Annotated in this window: 19 protein-coding genes; 6 read left to right on the top strand and 13 right to left on the bottom strand. The window is 39.3% G+C overall.

Annotated elements, in window-relative coordinates; all coding sequences use genetic code 11:
• Positions 1-98: 98 nt before the first annotated feature.
• From ffh to IGJ53_RS04830, 3 genes are read right to left on the bottom strand one after another with little or no spacing between them, the layout of a single operon-like run.
• Entirely contained in the window at positions 99-1,517 is a 1,419-nt protein-coding gene (ffh, locus tag IGJ53_RS04840) for a signal recognition particle protein (protein ID WP_438749685.1), read from the bottom strand.
• A 20-nt stretch (positions 1,518-1,537) separates the two neighbouring features.
• Positions 1,538-1,876: a putative DNA-binding protein gene (locus IGJ53_RS04835; protein ID WP_010732222.1), complete on the bottom strand. Its 339-nt coding sequence runs from the start codon at positions 1,874-1,876 to the stop codon at positions 1,538-1,540.
• Positions 1,836-2,339, bottom strand: coding sequence for a DUF523 domain-containing protein (locus tag IGJ53_RS04830; RefSeq protein ID WP_010732221.1), 504 nt, complete (start codon positions 2,337-2,339; stop codon positions 1,836-1,838). The genes IGJ53_RS04835 and IGJ53_RS04830 overlap by 41 nt, the downstream gene beginning before the upstream one ends.
• Positions 2,340-2,469: 130 nt before the next feature.
• On the opposite strand from IGJ53_RS04830, the gene IGJ53_RS04825 reads away from it, so the two are divergent.
• Together IGJ53_RS04825 and IGJ53_RS04820 are read left to right on the top strand one after the other, a co-directional pair.
• On the top strand, positions 2,470-3,174 hold the full coding sequence (locus tag IGJ53_RS04825) for a response regulator transcription factor (RefSeq protein WP_002291606.1): 705 nt from the start codon (positions 2,470-2,472) through the stop codon (positions 3,172-3,174).
• Positions 3,171-4,907, top strand: coding sequence for an ATP-binding protein (locus tag IGJ53_RS04820; protein ID WP_010732220.1), 1,737 nt, complete (start codon positions 3,171-3,173; stop codon positions 4,905-4,907). The genes IGJ53_RS04825 and IGJ53_RS04820 overlap by 4 nt, the downstream gene beginning before the upstream one ends.
• A 102-nt stretch (positions 4,908-5,009) precedes the next feature.
• Here the strand turns inward: IGJ53_RS04820 and IGJ53_RS04815 are convergent, their stop codons facing one another.
• From IGJ53_RS04815 to IGJ53_RS04805, 3 genes are all read right to left on the bottom strand, one after another.
• Positions 5,010-7,481 (bottom strand): cation-translocating P-type ATPase, encoded by a 2,472-nt coding sequence (locus IGJ53_RS04815; RefSeq protein WP_259742244.1) that lies wholly within the window; start codon positions 7,479-7,481, stop codon positions 5,010-5,012.
• A gap of 250 nt (positions 7,482-7,731) precedes the next feature.
• Positions 7,732-8,622: a phosphate ABC transporter substrate-binding protein PstS family protein gene (locus tag IGJ53_RS04810; protein ID WP_002320320.1), complete on the bottom strand. Its 891-nt coding sequence runs from the start codon at positions 8,620-8,622 to the stop codon at positions 7,732-7,734.
• A gap of 194 nt (positions 8,623-8,816) precedes the next feature.
• Positions 8,817-9,299 carry a hypothetical protein gene (locus IGJ53_RS04805; protein ID WP_002291615.1) on the bottom strand — a complete coding sequence of 161 codons (483 nt, stop codon included), beginning with the start codon at positions 9,297-9,299 and terminating at the stop codon, positions 8,817-8,819.
• Between the two features lie 207 nt (positions 9,300-9,506).
• Between IGJ53_RS04805 and IGJ53_RS04800 the strand changes: the two genes are divergently transcribed.
• Positions 9,507-9,872, top strand: coding sequence for a hypothetical protein (locus IGJ53_RS04800; RefSeq protein WP_010732218.1), 366 nt, complete (start codon positions 9,507-9,509; stop codon positions 9,870-9,872).
• A 64-nt stretch (positions 9,873-9,936) separates the two neighbouring features.
• On the opposite strand, the gene IGJ53_RS04795 is transcribed toward IGJ53_RS04800, so the two are convergent.
• The gene (locus IGJ53_RS04795) at positions 9,937-10,512 is read right to left on the bottom strand and encodes a hypothetical protein (protein WP_002291618.1); all 576 of its coding nucleotides are present in this window, start codon (positions 10,510-10,512) and stop codon (positions 9,937-9,939) included.
• 73 nt (positions 10,513-10,585) lie between these two features.
• Positions 10,586-11,878 (bottom strand): hypothetical protein, encoded by a 1,293-nt coding sequence (locus tag IGJ53_RS04790; RefSeq protein ID WP_010732217.1) that lies wholly within the window; start codon positions 11,876-11,878, stop codon positions 10,586-10,588.
• A gap of 257 nt (positions 11,879-12,135) precedes the next feature.
• Between IGJ53_RS04790 and IGJ53_RS04785 the strand changes: the two genes are divergently transcribed.
• Genes IGJ53_RS04785 through IGJ53_RS04775 form a run of 3 tightly spaced genes read left to right on the top strand, consistent with a single transcriptional unit; the run spans position 12,136 to position 16,318 of the window.
• Positions 12,136-13,080 (top strand): AAA family ATPase, encoded by a 945-nt coding sequence (locus IGJ53_RS04785; RefSeq protein WP_010732216.1) that lies wholly within the window; start codon positions 12,136-12,138, stop codon positions 13,078-13,080.
• 3 nt (positions 13,081-13,083) lie between these two features.
• On the top strand, positions 13,084-14,157 hold the full coding sequence (locus IGJ53_RS04780; protein ID WP_010732215.1) for a DUF58 domain-containing protein: 1,074 nt from the start codon (positions 13,084-13,086) through the stop codon (positions 14,155-14,157).
• Complete coding sequence (locus tag IGJ53_RS04775) at positions 14,147-16,318, top strand: DUF4129 domain-containing transglutaminase family protein (RefSeq protein ID WP_010732214.1); 2,172 nt, start codon at positions 14,147-14,149, stop codon at positions 16,316-16,318. Before IGJ53_RS04780 ends, IGJ53_RS04775 begins: the two co-directional genes overlap by 11 nt.
• 255 nt (positions 16,319-16,573) lie before the next feature.
• On the opposite strand, the gene copB is transcribed toward IGJ53_RS04775, so the two are convergent.
• The 5 genes from copB to IGJ53_RS04750 form a co-directional block, all read right to left on the bottom strand.
• Positions 16,574-18,745: a copper/silver-translocating P-type ATPase CopB gene (copB, locus tag IGJ53_RS04770; RefSeq protein ID WP_259741705.1), complete on the bottom strand. Its 2,172-nt coding sequence runs from the start codon at positions 18,743-18,745 to the stop codon at positions 16,574-16,576.
• 19 nt (positions 18,746-18,764) lie between these two features.
• Positions 18,765-20,951, bottom strand: coding sequence for a heavy metal translocating P-type ATPase (locus IGJ53_RS04765; RefSeq protein ID WP_010732212.1), 2,187 nt, complete (start codon positions 20,949-20,951; stop codon positions 18,765-18,767).
• Positions 20,951-21,160 carry a copper chaperone CopZ gene (gene copZ / locus IGJ53_RS04760; RefSeq protein WP_002291786.1) on the bottom strand — a complete coding sequence of 70 codons (210 nt, stop codon included), beginning with the start codon at positions 21,158-21,160 and terminating at the stop codon, positions 20,951-20,953. Before copZ ends, IGJ53_RS04765 begins: the two co-directional genes overlap by 1 nt.
• Before the next feature lie 12 nt (positions 21,161-21,172).
• The gene (locus IGJ53_RS04755) at positions 21,173-21,613 is read right to left on the bottom strand and encodes a CopY/TcrY family copper transport repressor (protein ID WP_002291784.1); all 441 of its coding nucleotides are present in this window, start codon (positions 21,611-21,613) and stop codon (positions 21,173-21,175) included.
• A 73-nt stretch (positions 21,614-21,686) separates the two neighbouring features.
• Entirely contained in the window at positions 21,687-22,226 is a 540-nt protein-coding gene (locus IGJ53_RS04750) for a topology modulation protein (RefSeq protein WP_149558151.1), read from the bottom strand.
• Positions 22,227-22,306: the final 80 nt, after the last annotated feature.

The raw sequence follows: 22,306 nt of genomic DNA, 5'->3' as shown, positions 1-22,306 counted from the left end.
TCGTTTAGAGTAATTGTATCAGTAAAGAATAAAAATTGCTGATAGAAAAGCTCCGGCAGTAGACATTTTCAGTCTGTACCGAAGCTGTTTTTTCCATCTTATTTCCGTTTTTTCTTTTTCTTCTTATTTTTCTTGATCATTCGATTCATCGCCATTTTGCCTAGTTTTCCTTTGACGCCTGAACCAAACATTTGGTCCATACCAGGGATGTTCATATCCCCTTTAGACATTTGTTGCATCATTTTTCTTGATTCCTTGAATTGTTTGATCATTCGGTTTACTTCAACCACACTGTTTCCAGAACCGGCAGCAATTCGGCGGCGACGGCTTGGATTCAACAGATCAGGATTTGCTCTTTCTGCTGGTGTCATAGAATAAACCATCGCTTTTTTGCGTTCAACGTCTTTTGGATCTACCTTGACGTTTTCGATTCCAGGGACTTGATTCATTCCTGGGATCATTTTGATTAGATCTTCCAGTGGGCCCATCCCCATCACTTGATCGAGTTGCTCAATAAAGTCATTGAAATCAAATGAGTTTTCCCGCATCTTCTGTGCAAGTTCTTCCGCTTTTTTCTCATCATAGTCTTGCTGCGCTTTTTCGATCAGTGTCAGCATATCCCCCATACCAAGGATACGGCTAGCCATACGATCTGGGTGGAATACTTCTAAGTCAGTCAATTTTTCACCAGAACCGATGAATTTGATTGGTGCGCCTGTCACTGAGCGGATCGATAGTGCTGCCCCGCCTCGAGTATCCCCATCAAGTTTAGTGATGACGACTCCAGTAATCCCTAATTGCTGATTGAAGCTGTCAGCTACATTGACGGCATCTTGACCAGTCATGGCATCGACAACCAGCAAGATCTCATTTGGTTGAGTCAATTCTTTGATTTGTTTCAACTCATCCATCAATGTTTCATCGATGTGTAGACGTCCTGCCGTATCGATCAATACGTAGTCGTTTTTCTTTTCTCTTGCTAACTCCATCCCTTGACGAACGATCTCTACCGGGCTGACTTCTGTTCCCATGTCAAATACAGGAACATCTAGCTGTTGACCTAATACTTTCAATTGGTCGATCGCTGCTGGTCGATATACGTCTCCTGCAATTAGGAGCGGACGAGCATTTTCATTTTTCTTTAAATAATTCGCTAATTTACCGGTAAAAGTTGTTTTACCTGCCCCTTGTAGACCAGCCATCATGATAACAGTTGGTATTTTTGGTGATTTATTTAACTCTGCTGTTTCAGAACCCAGTGTGATCGTTAATTCTTCATCAACGATTTTTACGATTTGTTGTGCTGGTGATAAATTTTCCAGCACTTCTGCCCCTACCGCACGTTCGCGTACGCGTTTAGTAAAGTCTTTGACTACTTGCAAGTTAACATCGGCTTCTAGTAAGGCAAGGCGGATTTCCCGCATCATTTCTTTTACGTCAGCTTCTGATACTTTCCCTTTTTTTCTTAGTTTTCCCATCGCCTGCTGGAGACGTTCAGTTAAGCTTTCAAATGCCATATTTTCTTCATTCCTTTTATTTATTCTTCGATTGCTTGAATTTGCTGTACATATTCAAGCATTTTTTTATCTTCCGGGTACTTATCTGTAATATATGCGGTCATCTTTTCCAATATCTGTTCTCGGACAATATAATCAGAGAAGAGATGGAGTTTTTTTTCATAATCCTCCAAGATCTTGCTTGTCCGCTTGATATTGTCATATACTGCTTGACGACTTACTTCGTATTCTTCCGCGATCTCACCTAATGAAAAATCATCTGCATAATATAACTCCATGTAGTTCATTTGTTTTTCTGTCAATAAGGTCGAATAAAATTCAAAGAGCGCGTTCATTCGATTGGTCTTTTCGATTTCCATTCTGCTCACCTCTAGTTTTCAGCCATTCTTCATCAGAGAGCACAGTCATTTTTTGCTGAATAAAATAAGCAGTGGCCACTCCGGCGCCATTTTTTGTTATTCCGGAAAAGCTTCCATCATAAATCGAATGGGTCCCGCATGAAGGGCTTTTTTCCTTCATAATGACTAGATCAATGTGCTTTTCCTGCAATTTTTGATATGCTTTAATCGCGCCGCTTTTGTACGCTTCCGTTACATCTTCGCCGCTTGTCGTCCATACTTTTGCTTGATCTTTCCACACATCGAACCCATTTCCACCAATGATTTCAGCAGGATCTCTAGGGATTGGCAATCCACCGATTACTTCTGGACAGACCATGACAGCTTCGCCAGTTTCAACTAGTTCCATCAATTCTGGTACTTCTTTTTTCTGTCCATCATAGCGACAGGCTAGACCGCCTAAACATGCACTGATTCCAATCATTGACTGCTCTTCCTTTCTATTCAGCAAAGTGCCTTCCTATTATACCATTTATTTCTTTTGTAAAATAGCCCCTTGTACTGATTCTATGCTAAAATATAAACAGAATGAAACCTATTTAAAGGAGATTTGAATGAAAAAAATACTAGTTGTTGATGATGAACCTTCTATTGTGACGCTCTTGACGTTCAATTTGGAAAAAGAAGGCTATAAGGTAACCAGTGCCGCAGATGGGGGCGAAGGATTAGAATTAGCATTAGAACAATCATTTGATTTCATCATTTTAGATGTGATGCTTCCAACGATGGATGGCATGGAGATCACTCAGCGGCTGCGTCAAGAAAAAAATGAAACACCGATTTTGATGCTGACGGCTAAAGATGATCAAGTGGATCGGATCATTGGTCTGGAGATAGGTGCTGACGACTATTTGACCAAACCATTTAGTCCACGTGAAGTATTAGCCCGTATGAAAGCCATATTCAGACGGATCGAACCTCGTAAGCAATCAAAAGATGAAGCTGAGCCTGAATATCTATCGATTGGACAAATCACTGCTGATTTGACCAATTATCAAGTGACCGTAGACGATCATCTGATTGAACTCACACCGAAAGAATTTGAATTACTCGTTTATTTCATGAAACGAAAAGACCGTGTGATCGATCGCGACACATTGCTAGACCGCATTTGGAATTTTGACTTCGCAGGACAAAGCCGAATCGTAGATGTACACGTTAGTCATTTGCGAGAAAAAATCGAGCGAGATCCAAAACATCCAAAGTACTTGGTGACTGTTAGGGGATTTGGCTATAAGTTTCAGGAACCAAAACGATGAAATGGAAAAAAGTTTATGAACGTCTCTTCTTTCTTATTCTTTTGATCAGTTTGTTTTTTGGTGGTTGGCAATTGATCTCCCATTATTTCCAACAACAGATCGTCGAACAGCAAGAAAGCTACCTGACAAAAAAAGCACAACTACTGATTCGGCAATTAGATGTCGAAAACCTCCAAGCGGCGCAAAACAAAACTGCTTTGGAAGAATTCGTCCATCAGTCGAACGAACGAATCACTTTAATGGATGCTACTGGAAAAATCTTATTTGACACAAACAATGAAACATTGAATGAACAGCGAAGTTCTCGTCCAGAAATAAAAGCTGTATTGAATGGTGGGAACCTAGGTAGCGCTTTGCGTAAAAGTACTACTTTGAATGAGGATCTTTTATACGTCGCATTACCAGTCAAAAAAGGAGGCCAGTTAGAAGCCATTTTACGTATCGCAGAACCGACAAGCGGATTTTTACCGAGAACGGAAAGTTTCCGCCGTTGGGTCTTTTTCTTCTTTCTGTCTTTCTTCCTTGTTCTTGCAGGAATGATCTATTACCTGATCTACCAAAAAAATCAGCCTTTGAAAACTGTCCTGCCTGTTCTTAGAAAAATGGTACAAAATCCAAACCAAGCAGAAGTAATCATGCAGACACCTGACCAATGGGAGGAATTGTATCAGACGATCAATGCGCTGAGCGAACAAATGAGTAAGATGTATCGAGCGTATACTACAACAGAAGAACAATTGTACACATTATTAAATGAACTGATGATAGGCGTATTCCTGATTGATGATGCTGATTCTCGTTTACTACTGCTTAATCCAAAGATGCAGTTGCATTTAAACGTGACAAGCTATGAACCTGAACAACGGTACACAGAAGTCATCCAAGAGCCAAAACTCATTCAGCTGATTCACCAAGTGACTCCTGAGCATCCGCTGATCCATCAGGAGATCACCATCACTGAAGGACGACAGACATTAGACTTGAGCTTGCGCTACTTTACTAATTCAGAAGGTACCGGACAGATTCTAGGGGTGGCGTATGACTTAACGAAAGTGCGACGTTTAGAAAAGCTACAAAAGGATTTCGTTGGCAACGTCTCTCACGAATTAAAAACTCCTGTGACTTCACTGATTGGTTTTACCGAGACTTTACTGGATGGTGCAAAAGATGACCCGCAAACTCTGACTTCTTTTCTTGAGATCATGCAAAAAGATGCGATTCGGTTAGATAAATTGATTCGGGAAATCATCCAGCTGTCAAAAGACGGTGAGAATTCTTACGAGATCCAGACGATTTATACAGAACCTTATTTCCAGCAAATCGTTCAAAATTATCAGCCAATCATCGAAAAGAAACGGTTGACGATTCGATTGATTGGAAAGAACGAACCATTTACTACTAAAACAGATATCCTTTATCCAATCCTCAAAAATCTGATTGAAAATGCTGTCCAATACTCAAAAAACGACAGCGAGATCATTATCCGTTATCAGGCAACAGATGAATTATCGTTTTCTGTCCAAGACTTTGGTATAGGTATCGACATTGAGGATCAGGAACGAATCTTTGAGCGTTTTTACCGCGTAGACAAGGCGCGAAGCCGGCATTCAGGCGGGACCGGACTAGGGTTAGCGATTGTAAAAGACTACGTGCAGCTCCTTCATGGTACGATTACTGTAGACAGTCATCTTGGAACAGGTTCGACTTTCACCGTTACCATTCCGAAAATGTAAAAAAGAGCAACTGCTCGTGCGTTTTAAAGTTGGATGCCTCATCCTGCTTCGAAAGATACACGAGCGGTTGTTCTTTTTTACTCTTTTTTAAGACGATTTTCTTCAATTTTCTCGTTTAAATATCGATAGAAATTTTTTAACTACGCGACTAAACGGTTTTGGCTCTTTTTCATTTTTACGTTCAAACAAATATTCTACCAATGTAGTCAAATGCCTAAAAATCGAATCTGCCGAGAAAAATAGAATGCTCAACAGCAAAAGCGATACAGCTGAGATACCGGTGATTGAAAACAGTTTATGCAAAAAAACGACCGAAAAAAAGATACCGCTAGCACAGAAAAGAATGATCTGACTTCTGAATTTATTCAGAGGTGAACAGATTTTATAGAGAACGAGGAATCCTACTGCGATCAAAAGCATAGTAGATGCTGTAGAAACATCTGTTTTATTTAGATTCAAAGTCACCCCGCAGATCACCAACGCACCGACTACGATCATATCTGTTAGTCCACCTGGCACAGCCTTTTCCATCACATTCATGATGAATTTCCCTCTGATTCGCTTTTTGTTTTCTTCTAGAGCAAGCAAGAAAGATGGGAGTCCGATCGTAAACAAACTAATCAATGTGATCTGTGATGGTTCTAAAGGATAGGTCAAAGCAAAGATGACTGAAAACAGCGAAAGCAAAAAGGAGAAAATATTCTTCACTAAAAACAAGCTGGCTGATCGCTCAATATTGTTCACGACGCGCCGTCCTTCTGCAACAACTTCCGGCATGCGTGAAAAGTCAGAATCAAGCAAGACCACTTGTGAGGCCTGCATGGCGGCTTCATTGCCAGAAGCCATCGCTATACTGCAGTCTGCTTCTTTCATGGCTAGAATATCATTCACGCCATCACCTGTCATAGCTACTGTATTGTTACGCTTTAGCAATTGAACGAAGATTTTCTTTTGTTCTGGCTTGACGCGTCCAAAAACTGTATATTTTTCGACAGCTGCTTCATATTCTTCTTCTGATAATTTAGACGCATCAACGTACTGATCAGCATGTGAAATCCCTGCTTGGACAGCTACATTAGATACAGTGAGCGGATTATCTCCAGAAATCACTTTGATGGCTACTTGCTGTTTTTTGAAGTAATCGAATGTGGCTCTTGCTTCTTTTCTGATAGGATTAGCGATCAGGATATAGCCTAATGGTGTGACTGCCTCCGTTAATACTGGTTCTTCAAGAATCCCATCGTATACACCAAAGACCAACACGCGATAGCCTTTTTCAGCGAAAGAAACAAACTCTTCCGCATATTCCGGCAACTGATCTCGCAAAACCATTTCGGGTGCTCCTAAAACATATACCTTGTCTTCCAACGCTACACTGCTGAATTTTTGGACAGAAGAAAAAGGAATGACCTGGTGATAGGATTGATCAGTGGTTTTTGTAAAGTATTCTTTGACAGCTTCCATTGTTGCATTGTCTCCTGCCATCGCTTTTGCATAGTCAGCAATGCGCTCTTCCAGTTGATCTGATTGGCTGATTATTTCTTGTTTTTTAGAAACAATCACTTTTTGGACAGACATTTTGTTTTCTGTGATCGTTCCTGTTTTATCTACACAAAGGACATTTACTCTTGCCAATGTCTCAATGCTTTTCATATTGTGTAAAAGAACTCTTTGCTTTGCTAGTTTAGTCGCACTTAATGCTAATGCAATCGTTGTTAGCAAGTACAGTCCTTCAGGTATCATACCGATCAATGCTGCTTCCATTGCGACGACACTTTCTTTCATCGTGTTTCCATTAAAAAAATAACTTTGAGAAAAAAGCAGAATACCGATAGGAATAATGATGATCCCAATCCATTTGATCAATTGATTAAGAGAAGCAATCATCTCCGACTGTTCTCCTTCTCCCATTGTCTTGGCTTTGACTGTCAATTGGGAAATATACGAATCCGCTCCGACCTTGTCTAATCGGGCGTAAGCTTTTCCGGAAACAACGAAACTGCCGGACATCAATGAATCACCTATTTCTTTGGTTATCTCATCTGCTTCACCTGTTAATAAAGCCTCGTTGACTTGCAGTTTTCCTTCCACAACCTCTGCATCTGCTGGAATCTGATGTCCAGTCTCTAGAATAACAATATCATCTAATACAAGGTTTTCTATATCTACTGTTTGTTCTATCCCCTCTCTTATGACATTTACTTTTGCTGTATTCAACACATTCAATTCATCCAAGATTTTTTTGGATCGAATTTCCTGAAAGATAGCGATTCCTGTATTGGCTATGATAACTGGTAAAAAGGTCAAGTTTTTATAAGATTCTACTAGGCAAAGCAAAATGGCTAAGATAAGAAAGATCAAATTGAAATACGTAAAAATATTTTCCAATATAATTTGCTGGTTTGTTTTGAATGTGGGATCGACTGAATCGTTTGCTGCACCTTTTTCTATTCGTTCCTTGACTTGTTCTGCTGTCAATCCTTCTTTATACGAGGGAAAAAGACGGATAACTTTGTTAGATGATTTTTGTATTCTTTTCTTTTTTTTACTTCGATTTGTCCATTTATTCTTCATGTGGCTACCTCGATCAATTTCGTTTTCTGGATATTTACAAACTTCTCCTATCCAGTATAGAACAGATATGAAAAGTGTTCCTCATATTAAGCTTGCATACACCTTTCATTCCTGTCATATAGCAAAAAAAGAGCGACGACAGTTCTATGTCGTAGCTCTTTTTCTCAATTAAAGGAAAAATCTATATGCGGGGAAACATAGTTGATTTTTCCTTGATAGTCACGATAACTGTAGGATATTTATCTGCTAGTTATTTGATATTTCCTTCGTGGTCACGTTCTACTTCCATCATTGTGATTGGTAAATAGCCCAATTCTTTGACAGGCCCTTCTTGGATTTCTTCTGTCATCATGTAGTCTAAGAATTTTTGGACTTCAGGGGAAGGTTTTCCGTTCGTATACATATGTTCATAGGACCAGATTTTCCAGCTGTTATCTGCTACATTCTCTTCTTTTGGTTCTACACCGTCGATACTTAGTGCTTGTGTGGAATCATCGAGATATGAGAAGGCTAAATAGCTGATTGCTCCTGGTGTTTGACTTACCAACTGCCGAACAGTTCCTGATGAGTCTTGTTCTTGGGACTGTATAGGTGTGGCACCATCTAATCCCCATTTTTCAAATGTCGCACGGGTACCGCTGCCGTTTGCACGGTTCACAACGTTGATCTTTTGATCTTTCCCGCCAACTTCATTCCAATTAGTGATTTTTCCTGTAAAGATATCAATCAATTCCTGTTTTGTGATATCTTTGACACCTGTATCTTTGTTGACGATTGGTGCCATCCCGACCACTGCTACTTTATGATCCACTAATTTAGAGGCATCGATCCCGTCTCTTTCTTCTGCAAATACATCAGAGTTTCCGATAGTAACTGCTCCAGCTTCGACTTGGCTCAACCCAGTTCCGCTTCCTCCTCCTTGTACAGAGATTTGATAATTCGGATTTTCTTGCACAAAGCTTTCTTGCGCTGCATCGACCAAAGGCTGTAATGCTGTCGAACCTACCGCAACGATTTTTACTTGTTCATTTGAGTCACTTGAATTATTTTGTGTGGCAGAGCCATCTGTATTTCCTGATCCTGAGCCGCATCCGGCTAAAAGAATTCCCATCATACCTAGAGTAAACAATACTTTTTTCATTTTATTGCTCCTTTCTTATTTACAACTAAAGTTTATCAGTCGACTGTAAATCCCTCGTATGGTTGCTGTAAAAATATAGTTAAGTTATGTAAAAATCATGTAAACGTTTTTCGGATTCTTTACACGATAATAAAAAAGCATATGAGAAATAGGCGTTTTCCGCCGCTCATATGCTTGTTACCGATGATCCACCATCAACGGTTATTTTTTATAGATACAGATCGTTCACTTTTTATCCGGATCTCTGTCCAGAAGTAAAAGAATGTCGCAAGAATAAATGAGACAATGACTAAATAGAAACACGGTTTAATGGTCAAGAAATACATGGAAGGATACGCTGAATCCTTCAGTCCGCTCTCGCTCAAACCATTAGGGCCGATGATCATACGAGGCAACAAGGAAAACATAGATGTGAATATGAGTAAACAAGAAAAATAAAGCAGCTGCCAATTATAATGATTAATCAGAGATTTTGGCAGTAATAGACCTACACTTATCACTAAGTAAAAAACAGTCAAAGCTGGAAAATTTCTAGAAACCACAAATCCACTTCCTTGGATCAGCCCTAATATCTCTGCACCTTGCACAACAGCATTTACCCATGTAAAAGGTAGCAAAACGATAGGAAAAAACCAAAAAAATAAATAAAGCCGATCGATTACTGCTTTTCTTCTCATCAATGTTCCCCCAAACCAATTTTTCTTTCATCATACTATACAATTTTCTATCTAAAAAAATTAGGGGGAAAAACTTTTTTTTTAGAGATAATGGCATGAGAGTTTATTCATTTAATCTAGAAATAATGAAAAAGTAATTGATTATTATATGATTCAATTTACAATAAAACTAACAAAATAATAACACTTGTTAGGTGGTGACAAAATATGATAAAAACGTGTTGGAAGAATCTTCCATTGCTTTTATCTTTTGTTCCTTATGTGCATTTCGCTTTACTGCTTGATTTCCATTATCATTCCGTAAGCGGATTCATCGCATTGATATTTTTATCTCTTTTTGCTGGATATTATTTCCAAAAAAGCAGGCGTATTTTATCTTTATTTATCGCCAATATTATATCTACTGTCACTTCCTATTTATTTTGCGTCAATTTTGCTGAATGGCGGTACTTTTATCATCCTTTAAAACCGACCCAACTGATTTTGATTCTAGCTGGCATTTACTTAGTTCCACAAATCCTTGGGTCATTATGGGCGGTAGCCTTATCTTATAAAAAAGCACGGCATCCCTAAAAAAACAAACCCTATATGTACAAAGAGAAGCTGTTTTTCTTCTTTTTGTACATATAGGGTTTTCTTATAATTCATGTAGAAAAATTTTCTTGATAATGATCTTATCCATCAATTGGGATTGACTGTTTTGCTCCCCTATGATTTCAGCGATGATGGTCCGATTTTGCGGTTTTCTTCTTAGCTGGTAATTGATTTTCCCGGTTTTCATCAATTCGCTGAGCATATCCACGACCCCGCCAAATCCGGTTTTTTTCGTAATAAAACCAAGTGCGACCATTCGTTCATCTAGATTTTTTGCTGTAATCGTCACACCAGTAATAAGCGAGTGCTGTAATGTTTGAGCCAGCTCTTCCATCCCTTCAGCATTGGATACGACGGAAGCTGTTTTATTGACAGATTCTTCGTGTATTTCTTTTTCCTTTGGTTCTTTCAGTTCCTCTTTCACTGTTTGACGAAGGACATCTAGTTCTTGCAAGAGCGTTTCGTATTGTTCTTGGGTCAGCATTACACCAGCTACTTTTTCCCGATTAAATATATATACGCCAGTTCCCGCGTCTCGCGCTTGAGCAAATACATCCATCGGCGATCGTTTTACTTCTGTGATCGAAGATGTGGGAACTTCTAATTTCTTTAATTCCAATGGATTTCCTCCTTTACTAATCGCTTTTTATTATAGCATAGACTGATTTGTTTTGATCTTTTTTCCAAAGGTTTTATCGGTTTTTCCCTAACCAGTAATTGATATCTGTAAGAAGTCTTTCGATACCAAATGAAGGATGGTACAGATACGTTTTTTGATCTTCGTTATGGTCTAATGGGAAAAAATGATCCGTAATCACTAGATCTGCATAACGAGGTGGTTTATTTCGAGTGCAGACATGGATCGAAATCCGTTTTCGATGTCTTAGCGTTTTGTTCAGTACCCCGGCAAGTCTTCTTGCTTCCTGATGTTCATAACGAAAAAAAAAGACGATTTTCACTTCAGGAGGATGGACATCTAAATACCCCCGTTCTTGGAGTGTCTTAAGTAAAAGCATTCCCCACTCAACTGCGGGGTGTGCAAGTGCTTGTTGGATTGCTAGACGAAATTGATACAGTTTATCTTTGGAATTGGGAAACTTTTCTAATGTTTCCTGATAATCACGAACTTCTTCTTCCACCAATCGATCATGGATACCAATCACATAACGAAGCCATTCTTGGTAAAGTACTTTTGTCAGCTTTGATTTATTTCCACTTTCAAACTCACTATTCAACCAAAACAGCGAATCAAGCTTTTCAGTTACGATCGTCAATTTCCGATAGTCTTGTGTCTCTTCTATCCGTTCCCACCGTTTTTCAGTAATCTGGTTACAGCTCAAACGCAAGATCGCTAGATAATTTTTTTCTTTTATTGGCAAAATCTGCTCTTCTCTAAAAAGTAATTCTGGAAACAACTCAAAGAAAAGGGTTCGACTGTCTCCTAAAATCTCGATTTCTGCCGGATCCTTTCGTTGCTTCAATAATTGGATGAACATCTCTGAAAAGGACTGCTCTCCATCGTCTGCAAAAAAATGGGGGAAATCTTTCAAGAAACAAAATAGCAGGTACCGTATTTTTCTTTCTGAACCAAAGATCTGCGCTTTTTTATAAGAAAACGAAAGGTGATACTCACCAAACCATTTTCTCAACCGCTCTTGTGTAGAACGATCATACTCCTGCTCATAAGGTTCATTCAACAGCAGATTTTTCAGTAGACAAAAAGGTGGTGATTGAATCAGAAAAACAAAAAGGAGGTAAGGTTCGCTATATCCTTGATCATAAACTAACTGAACGGTTTTCTTATGAAGAATCAGCTGGATTGGACAGTCGCTTTCTGCCAAACGTTTTAGATGCCGATCAACTGTTTTGACATCGATTTTCAGTTCTTCAGCTAGATCCGTTTTTCGCCAGATCAGATCTTTCATTAGGTTGATTAGTGAAAATAAATTCTGTGCATTTTTTGATAATAGTTTTTGCCATCTCATTGATCATCTCTCACCTAGTTTCTAAACATATTGTTTGATCAGAAAGGGCTCTTTTCTAAAAAGATAAAAAGTCCCTTTCTATTTACTTAATTACGCAAATTTCTCTCATTATTTTTTATTTTACTTAATTTAATTGTATTCTCATTTTAAAACGAATGTATTTTAAAAAAACATAATAAAATCACTTTGCTTGTAGGATGTATCCCCTTCCATTACAATTAAAATAAATAGTGATTTCATGAGAAGGTGATGTGGAAATGGAAGCTAAAATCGAAGAATCCAAACAAAAAATCGATCAGTTGATACAAGAATTAGAAAAAGCGGTCATCGGTAAACGTTCCACTATCCAATTGATGATCGTTGCCCTGCTAGCAGGTGGTCATGTCTTGTTCGAAGATATTCCCGGTGTAGGTAAAACATTACTAGTCAAAGCACTAGCAAAGGCTGTGCAAGGAACCTTTAGCAGAGTCCAATGCACACCCGATCTTCTTCCTAGTGATATTTTGGGCTTTTCCGTCTATAACTCACAATCAAAAGAGTTTGAATTTCGTCCGGGGCCAATCTTTACAACGATCTTGTTAGCAGATGAAATCAATCGTACGACTCCTCGCACTCAGTCAGCACTTTTAGAAGCAATGGCAGAGAATCATGCAACGATCGACAACAATACATACCCCCTAGACAATCATTTTTTTGTCTTAGCTACACAAAATCCAATCGAGTATGAAGGAACATATCCTTTGCCGGAAGCACAGCTCGATCGTTTTTTATTCCGACTACAAATTGGTTATCCTTCTTTTGACGACGAACTTCTGCTACTTTTGGATAAATTTGAAAAAGTGTTGGATAATTTGAAGGTCGTCTTGAACAGTCATGAAATAGAAGAAATAAAAACAAGTGTGGCGAATGTCTTTGTCAGTCCAGAAGTGGCATCTTATGCCTTGCAGTTAGTATCCGCAACAAGAACCCACTCTGCTATCCAGCTTGGTATCAGTCCACGAGGAAGCCTTGCCTTTATTCAGGCAGCCAAAGCCTATGCGTTGATCCATGGGAGAAATTACGTCACGCCCAAAGATTTGCAGGATTTAGTTCCTTTCGTTTTTTCCCACCGCCTGATTTTTTACGATCGTTCATTGAAGGAAGACGAAAAGACACAAATGATCCGTGCCCTTGTTGCACAAATCCCAATTCCCGTGAGGTAGATAATGGAAAAAGCCAAAGATTATTTCATTAATTTTGTGTTATTTCTGATATATTTCGTCATTGTCTTTTTTGCTCTTGTATTCAACAATTCTTTAGGGTGGTTCTTATTGGCCTTTTTTACTCTTTATGTATCATGGAGTGTGTTTTCATTAAGCACCTTTCTAAAGAAACTTTCTGTTACTTGCACAGTCCAGCCAGTCGTTTATCGTAAAAAAAGTATACAGGTTATTTTTTCTATAGCCAAAAAGAGAGCTTTTTCTTTCCCTCTCCCTCGTTTACAGATCGTCTTTCCAGAGATCTTTGCAGAAAAAAAACAAGAAATATTGATCCTTACAAATAAACCGCAAGAAGTCCAAGTACTTTGGCAACCAAAAGAGAGAGGGTTCCATGAAGCATTAACCGTCATTTTTACAGCCTATGATAGTCTAGGACTTTTTAGAAAAAGGACAAGAAGAGAGCTTTCTTTTCCTGTGACTGTTCTTCCTGCTTTTCATAAGACTCAAGCAGAAACATTGCAGAGAGTTCTGGAAAAAAAACAACAGCTGAACGCGTATCAAAAAGGTCTTGATTTTCGAGAACATCGCTCTTATCGCCCCGGCGATTCTTTTAACCGAATCGATTGGAAATTGTCTGCTCATAGTCAAGAATGGTTATACCGCGAATACGAGTATCAAGAAGAAGAATATTCTCCGCTTCTTTGCTTTTGGGGTTCACCTAGCTTGAAATTTGACCATCTGCTAGATTTGTATTTTTCTTTATGGCATCTGAGAAAAGAAAAGCAGCCGGAACTTCTGATATTAGGCGACCGTATCTTTCATGGCAAAGATCCTGGATATACCTATTTTGCTTCTTTGAACGCTGGAGATGAGAAAACTTTTTTGGCACACTTGAAAAAACAGGCAAAAAAACAAATCGTCCTCTTTATTCCTGAGCATTCTCCTGAAGTCTCAGAAGCTGTCGAAACATTGTCGAAAGATCGAACGGTCTATCTTGTTTATTTCGCAGAAAAACAAATCATGATCCAAGAAAAAGACAAGGTATGTTCACTGCCAGGAGGTGAATGGATTGACGATTAAATGGGAAAAATACCTGCGTGGCGTTTACTCCTTTATGATGCTAAGTATAGGTGCTCCGATATTTGTAGCAGCTAATCAATTGCAAAACAGCTACCCTCTTATCCTAACTATTGGTATCCTATGTCTTATTGTCTGCTGTATTCCTAAAAAATGGGTACGATTGCTACTTTCTTTGCCAGTAATGATTGGCTGCTTGTTTACCTATTTTCCTTCAAAGACATTTTCTTTATTATGGGTCTTACAGTTTTTTTCGTCAGTTACAGAGGAATTCTTCCATCTATCCCAAGGTAAACTTCATTATTTACCAGAAAAGACAGCTTTTTTTCTCATATTGTTGTTGATCTATTTATTTATTACTTTGACCGTGGATTACGACTATTGGTATGCACCCTTTCTTGCGTTGATGGGTTACTTCATGATGCTTACCGTTTTTCGGGAAAAAGAACTATTGTACGAAATGATTGCGGTAGTAGCTGTTTTATGCGTATATTTGGCAGCAAGGCAATTTTTCTCCATCCGATTGTTGTCGGGAAACGCTCGATTCCAGTCGTTTACTACGATCCTGCTTATTTGTTTGTTCACTTTCAGCGCCATCTTGCCTTTATATCTCCCAAAAGTACACCAATCTCTTGAGGAAACGAGTGAACCGATCCGAGAATATCTTAATGATGAAGGGCTTTATGACACACTCCATGAGTACCAATTAACCGGAAGTGCCAGAACGGGTTTCAGTGAAAATGATGAACAACTGGGTGGTCCATTGTATGATAATGGTGAAGTTGTTTTTACAGCGAACCAGAAAGTAAACGGCTATTGGAAGATAGAAAATAAGAATCATTATACCGGTTCTGGATGGGTAGAAGATCCGGATGCACCCATCCAACCAATCCAAGAATTTCCTGTTGATATCACAAGCTACCAAACAGTTATGGAAGAAAAAGAAAACATTACATTGACGCTAAAAAACCAAGCTTTCTTACCTTATCCTTATGGAAATACTACCTTGACTGATTTTTCATTAGCCAGTGGACAAACGCTTTACTATTTGCCTGAAAGCCAACGATTCATCCCTGTCCCGAATGAATCGACGCGATTGGCGTCCTTACAAACAGAAAGGTTAGCTTTTACGAGAGAAGAATTAAAAAGCAGTCAGTTAGAGGCCGATGATTTAGAAAATCAACAGACAAATCTTCAGTTGCCGAAAGGTTTGCCTCAACGTATTGAGGACTTAGCGATCGAATTGACCAAAAATGAAGCAACTTTAATTCGTAAAGTCGAAGCTGTCGAACAGTATTTGAAAACAAGCGGGAATTTTCGCTATTCCAAAACGGATACCGGACATACGCCTAAAGAACGCGATTATGTAGATTATTTCCTCTTCGATTCAAAAGTCGGCTATTGTGACAACTTTTCAACTTCTATGGTCGTCCTTCTTCGCACACTAGGCATCCCTGCTCGGTGGACAAAAGGTTTTACGGATGGGATTAGAACAGGAACAGATGAGCAAGGGAATGAGGAATACAGCATTCTCAATAGTCATGCTCATTCTTGGCCAGAGGTGTACTTTCCTGGGTTTGGCTGGCTCCCATTTGAACCAACCCCTTCATTTGCCAATCCAACTGTTTCACAACCAGCCGCTGAAACAACAGAAACCGTCCAATCTGCTGAAGAACAACCAAAAGAAAGCGAAAATATAGCAGAAACTATTTCCAGTGAGAGACCTGAGGCTATTTCGTCAGATAACACGACACTCACACCGTCTTATAAAATCGTCTTATTCAGCCTTGGGGTGTGTTTATCCGTCTTGTTGTTCTTTCTATTGTTATTTAGAAAATCTCTGCGCTGGACAAGTTATCTTATCTATCTTCATTTTTTTGCTTCTACTAATGCGGTTGCGTATCAAAAACTTCTCCACCATTTGGAAACACTGGTACCGCGCAAAACCGCAGAATCTTTGCAGGCATACAGCCAACGAATAGAACAAAAATTCGATCTAGATCAACGTTTTATTCGATTAACTGCTCAATATGAAGCAGAAATATATGGGCGACAAGCAGATCCGGTAAAATTCGATAAAAAAACCTATTTAGAACTAACGCATATAATAAGAAAAACGGTATACAAAAAGGTTATGACAAAAGCGATCAGCTTCAAAAAATAAGATAAAATTCCTGGAGAATCTACTTCTGGAATGCCGAGAACCAGCTGATTGAGCATCGATTATTCGTAAAAAAAGAGCGTGGGACAAAAGTAAAGAACACTTTTGTCTCACGCTCTAAACACGTATAAACGGCGGAAGCAGAAGCAACTCCTTCGGAAATAAGCTGAAATTCACAAAAATTTGAAAAGCAATTTTCGTGAATTTCTTCTTATTTCTTGGAGTTAAACGCTTCTGTCCCAGCCTCTTTTTTCATTATTATTTGATTTTCAATGTCAAAGCATTCAGCGCTACGACTACCGTACTTAATGACATCAAGACAGCACCAACTGCTGGACTTAATAGGATACCAATTGGTGCAAGTATTCCGGCTGCTAGTGGGATTGCGAGAATATTGTACCCTGCTCCCCACCAGAGGTTCTGGATCATTTTCTTTCGCGTTTGCTTAGCTAAATCAAGGAAATGCAAAATATCTTTTGGATCGCTGTTTGTCAAGACGACATCCGCAGAATCGATTGCGATATCTGTTCCTGCACCTATTGCCATCCCTATAGAAGCACGGGCTAAACTTGGCGCATCATTGATCCCATCACCCACCATGATTACTTTTTTCCCTTGGTCAAGATATTTCTGGACAACAGCTTCTTTATCATCTGGTAATAAACCGCCGTAATATTCTTCGATTCCTAAATAATCTGCTACTGCTTGAGCAGCATTTTTATTGTCGCCAGTAAGCATGACTGGAGTGATTTTTCTTTCCTTTAATGTTCGGATAAACTCTTTTGCTTCTGTTTTTACTACGTCACCTAAAGCAACGATTGCAGCTAGATGATTTTCTAAAATCAGGAAGCTGATGGTATTTCCTTGTTCTTGGTAAGGTTTCAATAATGCTTGTTCTACGTTTAATCCGAGACGCTCAACTTCTTTTTCATTAACTATTTTCACTTGTTGGTTTTTGACTGTTGCCTCTAGCCCAACTCCTGAAAGATTTTTTAGATTTTCGGCTTGATAAGGCTTGATTTCATGTTCTTTCAAATAATTCATAATGCCAACAGCCAATGGATGATTGGCATTCGCTTCCAATGCTCCTAAATATTGAAGGATTTCATTTTTATTGAACGCATCATCAAGAACTTCGACACCCGTTACCGTAAATTTTCCTTCTGTCAATGTCCCGGTTTTGTCAAGCATGATCACATCTAGATCATTGGCTTGCTCTAGTGCGTTGCGGTTTTTCAAAAGCAATCCGTTTTTAGCGGCGATCGATGTGGAACGAGCAACAACTAATGGGATAGCTAAACCTAGAGCATGGGGACAGGCGATGATAAAGACAGTGACCATACGTTCCAATGCATTAGGAAGATCTGTCAAGAACAACCATGCGATAAATGCCAAGATACCGACAATTAAGGCAACATAAAACAGCCATTTTGCTACTTTGTCTGATAATGACTCTAGCTTGGATTTTTCTCCTTGTGCTTTTCGCACCATTTCCATAACCTTCGCTAGATACCCATTTTCACCAGTTCCAGTTACTTCGATTTCGATCGTTCCATCCCCATTGATAGAACCGCCGATCACTTTGTCATTGGCTCGTTTTTTGATTCCTTTTGATTCGCCAGTCACAGCTGATTCATCAACGATTGTTTCACCTTTCAAGATAACACCATCTGTTGGCATTTTGTCACCGGAACGGGCGATCAAATGATCGCCTTCGTTTACTTCTTTTAGTGAGACTGTCTCTTCTTTTCCTTCTTTCGTCAAGCGTTTCACTGATTCTGGCAGTAATTCTGCTAGTTTTTGTAAAGCATTGCTGGCATTCGAAACAGCGTTCATTTCGATCCAGTGACCTAGCAACATAATGACGATCAATGTAGCTAATTCCCAGAAGAAATCCATGACGTGCGTATGAGGATTGATTAGATTCGCGATAAACGAATAGACACTATAAATATATGCAACTGTAATCCCCATCGCGATCAGCGTCATCATAGCAGGACTTTTTTGTTTCAATTCCATTTTTGCCCCGCTTAAAAATGGCTGTCCGCCATAGATAAACAGTATAGTTGCTAAGATCAGTACGAGCCAATCCGAACCAGGAAATGTTATTTGGAAGGGAAATTCCATTCCCATCATTGGTGAAAAAAGAATGATTGGGATAGCTAGGATAAGCGATAGCCAAAATTTTTGTTTGAAATTCCCCATGTGCATGGAATGATCCATACCGCCATGATCGTGATCCATGTGCATCGAATGGTCCATTTGTTTGCTGTCCGCTATATCTCCATGGTTATGTCCCATATGCATTGAATGGTCCATCTGGCTATGGTCATGCTTCATCTCCATCTGTTTTTCGTTTGAATGAGCACTTTCTTTGTTTCTTGCTTCTTTTTTATGCTCCTGTTTTTTCTCCATATCGTTCCCATTCATTTTTACTCCATCCCTTCTCTTACTTTTTCATGTGCCGATTTAAGCTCAGGGAGTTCAACAATACACTGACGGAACTAAACGCCATCGCTCCTCCTGCAATGATTGGATTCAAAAAGCCTAATGCAGCAAAAGGAATGCCAATCGTATTATAGACAAAAGCCCAGAAAAGATTTTGTTTGATTTTTCTCAATGTCATTCTAGACAACTCGATTGTTTGAGCAATGGACGCCAAACTACTATTCATCAGCGTTACATCTGCTGTTTCCATCGCGATGTCCGTTCCACTTCCCATTGCCATACCAACATCAGCTAATGCGAGAGCTGGCGCATCATTGATTCCATCGCCTGCCATACCGACTTTTTTGCCATCTTTCTGCAGTTTTTCCACATAGGCTGCTTTATCCTCTGGAAGTACTTCGGCAAAGATGTGCATTGGATCAATACCCACTTGTTTACCGATCGTTTCGGCTGCCAGTTTGTTGTCTCCTGTCAGCATAAAGACATCTAATCCTTTATCCTGTAACTGCTTGATTGCTTGTTTGGCTTCTTGTTTGATTTGATCTGCCACGGCAATCAGCCCGATTACTTGCTTTTCATCAGCTAAAAACATGACTGTTTTTCCCTGCTGTTCTAATTCTAACGCGTGTTCTTGGTATTCATCAAATGATAGGTTCAATTCAATTAATCGTTTACGTGTACCCGCAAAATAGCGTACTCCGTTAATCGTACCGCTGATTCCAGCACCTGGATGAGCTGTAAAATCAATCATATCGTATGTTGCTGCTTCTTGCAGTTTTCCGTATTCCACGATTGCTTTACCTAGTGGATGTTCAGAAGCTTGTTCTAAAGTATAAAAAATAGATAGGACTTCTTTAGAACCGACTAGATCTGTAACTTTGGGCTTTCCTTCTGTAATCGTTCCAGTTTTATCCAAAACAATGCTGTCTAAGTGAGCAGCTGCTTCTAATGCTTCTCCGCCTTTAATTAAGATTCCGTTTCGTGCGCCAACACCCGTTCCTACCATGATAGCTGTTGGAGTCGCTAAACCTAATGCACATGGACACGCAATGACTAATACAGAGACGCTATGGATCAATGCAAGTTGCCAATCGCCCGTGATCAAACCTGTCGCCACTAGCGTGATGAATGCAATGACTAAAACGATCGGAACAAAAATCCCTGAGATTCGATCCGCGATTTTTTGAATTGGTGCTTTGCTTCCTTGAGCGTCTTCCACCATTTGGATGATTTGAGCTAAAACTGTCTGCTTACCAACTTGTGTGACTGCCATGTGAAGCAGACCATTCGTATTGATTGTTCCGCCAAATAGTGTGTCATCTGGATTCTTTTCTACAGGAAGACTTTCGCCAGTAAGCATACTTTCATCGATCGCACTACTTCCTGAAATGATTCGCCCATCTGCTGGGATCTGCTCACCAGGACGGATGACTAGCTGATCGCCAACGACGACTTCTTCAATCGCTAACGTTTCTTCTTTACCGTTTCTTATCACTTGAGCTGTTTTTGTTTGAAGAGACATCAATTGTTTGATTGCATTACCTGTTTTCGTTTTTGCTGTATGTTCCAAATATTTGCCGAGCAAAATCAGCGTGATGATCATACTGCTGCTTTCAAAATAAAGATCTTGGGGATGTCCACGGAAAAATCCGTTGTAAATGCTCAATGCAAAAGCAGCTGATGTTCCGATTGCTACCAGTACATCCATATTTGGTGCTTTCGTCTTGATTGCATGATACGCCCCTTTATAAAAACGTGCACCAACATAAAATTGAACAGGGGTAGACAGAACTAACTGAACGATTGGCAGATGAAAAAAGTGAACAATCGCCGCATGGCTCCCCAACATCATAGCAATCATTGACAGCATCAATGGCAAAGTCAAAATCGTACTCAATACAAGATCGAATAGCATTTTTTTCAAATATGCTTGCTTTTCTTCCGCAATTTTTTGTTTATGGGCTTCATCGTACAAAATCGCACCATAGCCGATATTCTCTACGCTTTGGATTAATTTTTCAGTGGTCGTCCCTTCATATTTGACACTTGCTTTTTCAGTGGCCAAGTTGACTGTGGCATTGACAACACCAGGTTGTCCGTTCAGCTCTTTTTCGATCCTAGCAGAACAATTTGCACAAGTCATACCTGTAATGACGAATGTGTCCATTTTGGTTTCTGCTGCTGCCATCAAATCACCTCTGCTTTATATCCCAATCCATTGATTGCTTGACAAATCTTTTCGGATTGGACTTTTGTTTCATCAAACTTGACCGTACCGTTTGCTTTTTTCAAGTTCACTTTTACTTTCTGTACGCCGTCAAGTGCGCTTACCGCTTCTTCGACTCTTGCAACACAATGATTGCAGCTCATACCTTCGATTGAAAATTGTTGTTTCATTTTTTCTTCCTCCTATTGATGTTGTTTACATTCACATTGACCTGGGATACAGTTGCATTCGATTGTTTCGACTGGTTGCTTTTGTTCTAATTGTTTCAAGATTTCATTGATATCTTCTTGAGTCAAAGTAGCTTCTTCTACTAGATCTGCAATCGTCTCTCCAATCCTTTTTGCACAGATATGGGAAAAAAGATTTTCCGTCGCACTACGAACTGTTTCCATCTCTGAGACAGCTGGATGATAAATGAATTTTTTTCCTTCTTGTTCTGTCCAGATCACTTCTTTTTTTACCAAACGTCCCAGCAAAGTTTTGATCGTTGCTGGTTTCCAATCCATCGAATCAGCTAAGATCTGCGTGATTTCTTGGGCAGTCGTCTGTCCAAGTGTCCAAATAACCCGCATGATCTCCCATTCTGAATCGCTGATTTTTACCGGCGTTTTGACTTTCTCCATTTATTTCACACCTTTCGTTTACAAATGTAATCAATAACTTATGAATACAGATTACACTTGTAAACAAAAACTGTCAATTATTTTTGCTCTCTATTTTCAATTTAGTTAAAAATTTTTGTTTTTCCCCTCTTGTTTTAAGGATGATCAGTTTGTTTCGTGCATGGTTTTCTTGGATCAGCTGTTGTATTTTCGGTTCATTGTTTTCTTCAAAATGCCAGATAAAAGATAAAAATTCTACGTATTCCTTATTTAGTTTCTCTGTAAATGCTTCAGGCATATCTGGCCGTGATTTTTTGTTTATCTTTCTTTTTAGAGAACGCCAAACTACTCGGTAGATGGCGACATAACGCGGCACTTTAAGCCAAATGATTTTATCTGCTTCTTTGATTCTCTCTTCTAACGTAGAAGTATAATTTCCTTCAACGATCCATGACGGATTAGATACCATAAACGATTGCTGTTCTTGCAAAAACCACTTTTTTGCCTGAATACTGTAATCTGTTGTATGCCATAAAAGGTCTAGCGGCAGTAGCGGAAAGCCCGTGATTTCTTTGATCTTCCTTGCGAGGGTCGATTTTCCCGACCCACTTTGTCCAATCACGATGATCTTCATTTTCCTCCCTCACTTCTCTTTGGAATTTGGTTCGATCATACCACTTATAACGACACAAAAAAACAAGAGTTGGCTCTACA

Source organism: Enterococcus sp. DIV1283b (assembly GCF_051710965.1).
Taxonomy (GTDB): domain Bacteria; phylum Bacillota; class Bacilli; order Lactobacillales; family Enterococcaceae; genus Enterococcus_B; species Enterococcus_B lactis.
Note: the sequence above shows the minus strand (reverse complement) of the source record. Positions and strands in the feature narration are given on the sequence as shown.

Bases quoted from the DNA above. Each gene is read 5' to 3' on its own strand.
- IGJ53_RS04820 (WP_010732220.1), top strand. From the start codon at position 3,171: ATGAAATGGAAAAAAGTTTATGAACGTCTCTTCTTTCTTATTCTTTTG.
- IGJ53_RS04835 (WP_010732222.1), bottom strand. From the start codon at position 1,876: ATGGAAATCGAAAAGACCAATCGAATGAACGCGCTCTTTGAATTTTAT.
- copB (WP_259741705.1), bottom strand. From the start codon at position 18,745: ATGAATGGGAACGATATGGAGAAAAAACAGGAGCATAAAAAAGAAGCA.
- IGJ53_RS04780 (WP_010732215.1), top strand. From the start codon at position 13,084: ATGGAAAAAGCCAAAGATTATTTCATTAATTTTGTGTTATTTCTGATA.
- ffh (WP_438749685.1), bottom strand. From the start codon at position 1,517: ATGGCATTTGAAAGCTTAACTGAACGTCTCCAGCAGGCGATGGGAAAA.
- IGJ53_RS04825 (WP_002291606.1), top strand. From the start codon at position 2,470: ATGAAAAAAATACTAGTTGTTGATGATGAACCTTCTATTGTGACGCTC.
- IGJ53_RS04815 (WP_259742244.1), bottom strand. From the start codon at position 7,481: ATGAAGAATAAATGGACAAATCGAAGTAAAAAAAAGAAAAGAATACAA.
- IGJ53_RS04805 (WP_002291615.1), bottom strand. From the start codon at position 9,299: ATGAGAAGAAAAGCAGTAATCGATCGGCTTTATTTATTTTTTTGGTTT.
- IGJ53_RS04830 (WP_010732221.1), bottom strand. From the start codon at position 2,339: ATGATTGGAATCAGTGCATGTTTAGGCGGTCTAGCCTGTCGCTATGAT.
- IGJ53_RS04765 (WP_010732212.1), bottom strand. From the start codon at position 20,951: ATGGCAGCAGCAGAAACCAAAATGGACACATTCGTCATTACAGGTATG.
- IGJ53_RS04800 (WP_010732218.1), top strand. From the start codon at position 9,507: ATGATAAAAACGTGTTGGAAGAATCTTCCATTGCTTTTATCTTTTGTT.
- copZ (WP_002291786.1), bottom strand. From the start codon at position 21,160: ATGAAACAACAATTTTCAATCGAAGGTATGAGCTGCAATCATTGTGTT.
- IGJ53_RS04810 (WP_002320320.1), bottom strand. From the start codon at position 8,622: ATGAAAAAAGTATTGTTTACTCTAGGTATGATGGGAATTCTTTTAGCC.
- IGJ53_RS04785 (WP_010732216.1), top strand. From the start codon at position 12,136: ATGGAAGCTAAAATCGAAGAATCCAAACAAAAAATCGATCAGTTGATA.
- IGJ53_RS04790 (WP_010732217.1), bottom strand. From the start codon at position 11,878: ATGAGATGGCAAAAACTATTATCAAAAAATGCACAGAATTTATTTTCA.
- IGJ53_RS04755 (WP_002291784.1), bottom strand. From the start codon at position 21,613: ATGGAGAAAGTCAAAACGCCGGTAAAAATCAGCGATTCAGAATGGGAG.
- IGJ53_RS04750 (WP_149558151.1), bottom strand. From the start codon at position 22,226: ATGAAGATCATCGTGATTGGACAAAGTGGGTCGGGAAAATCGACCCTC.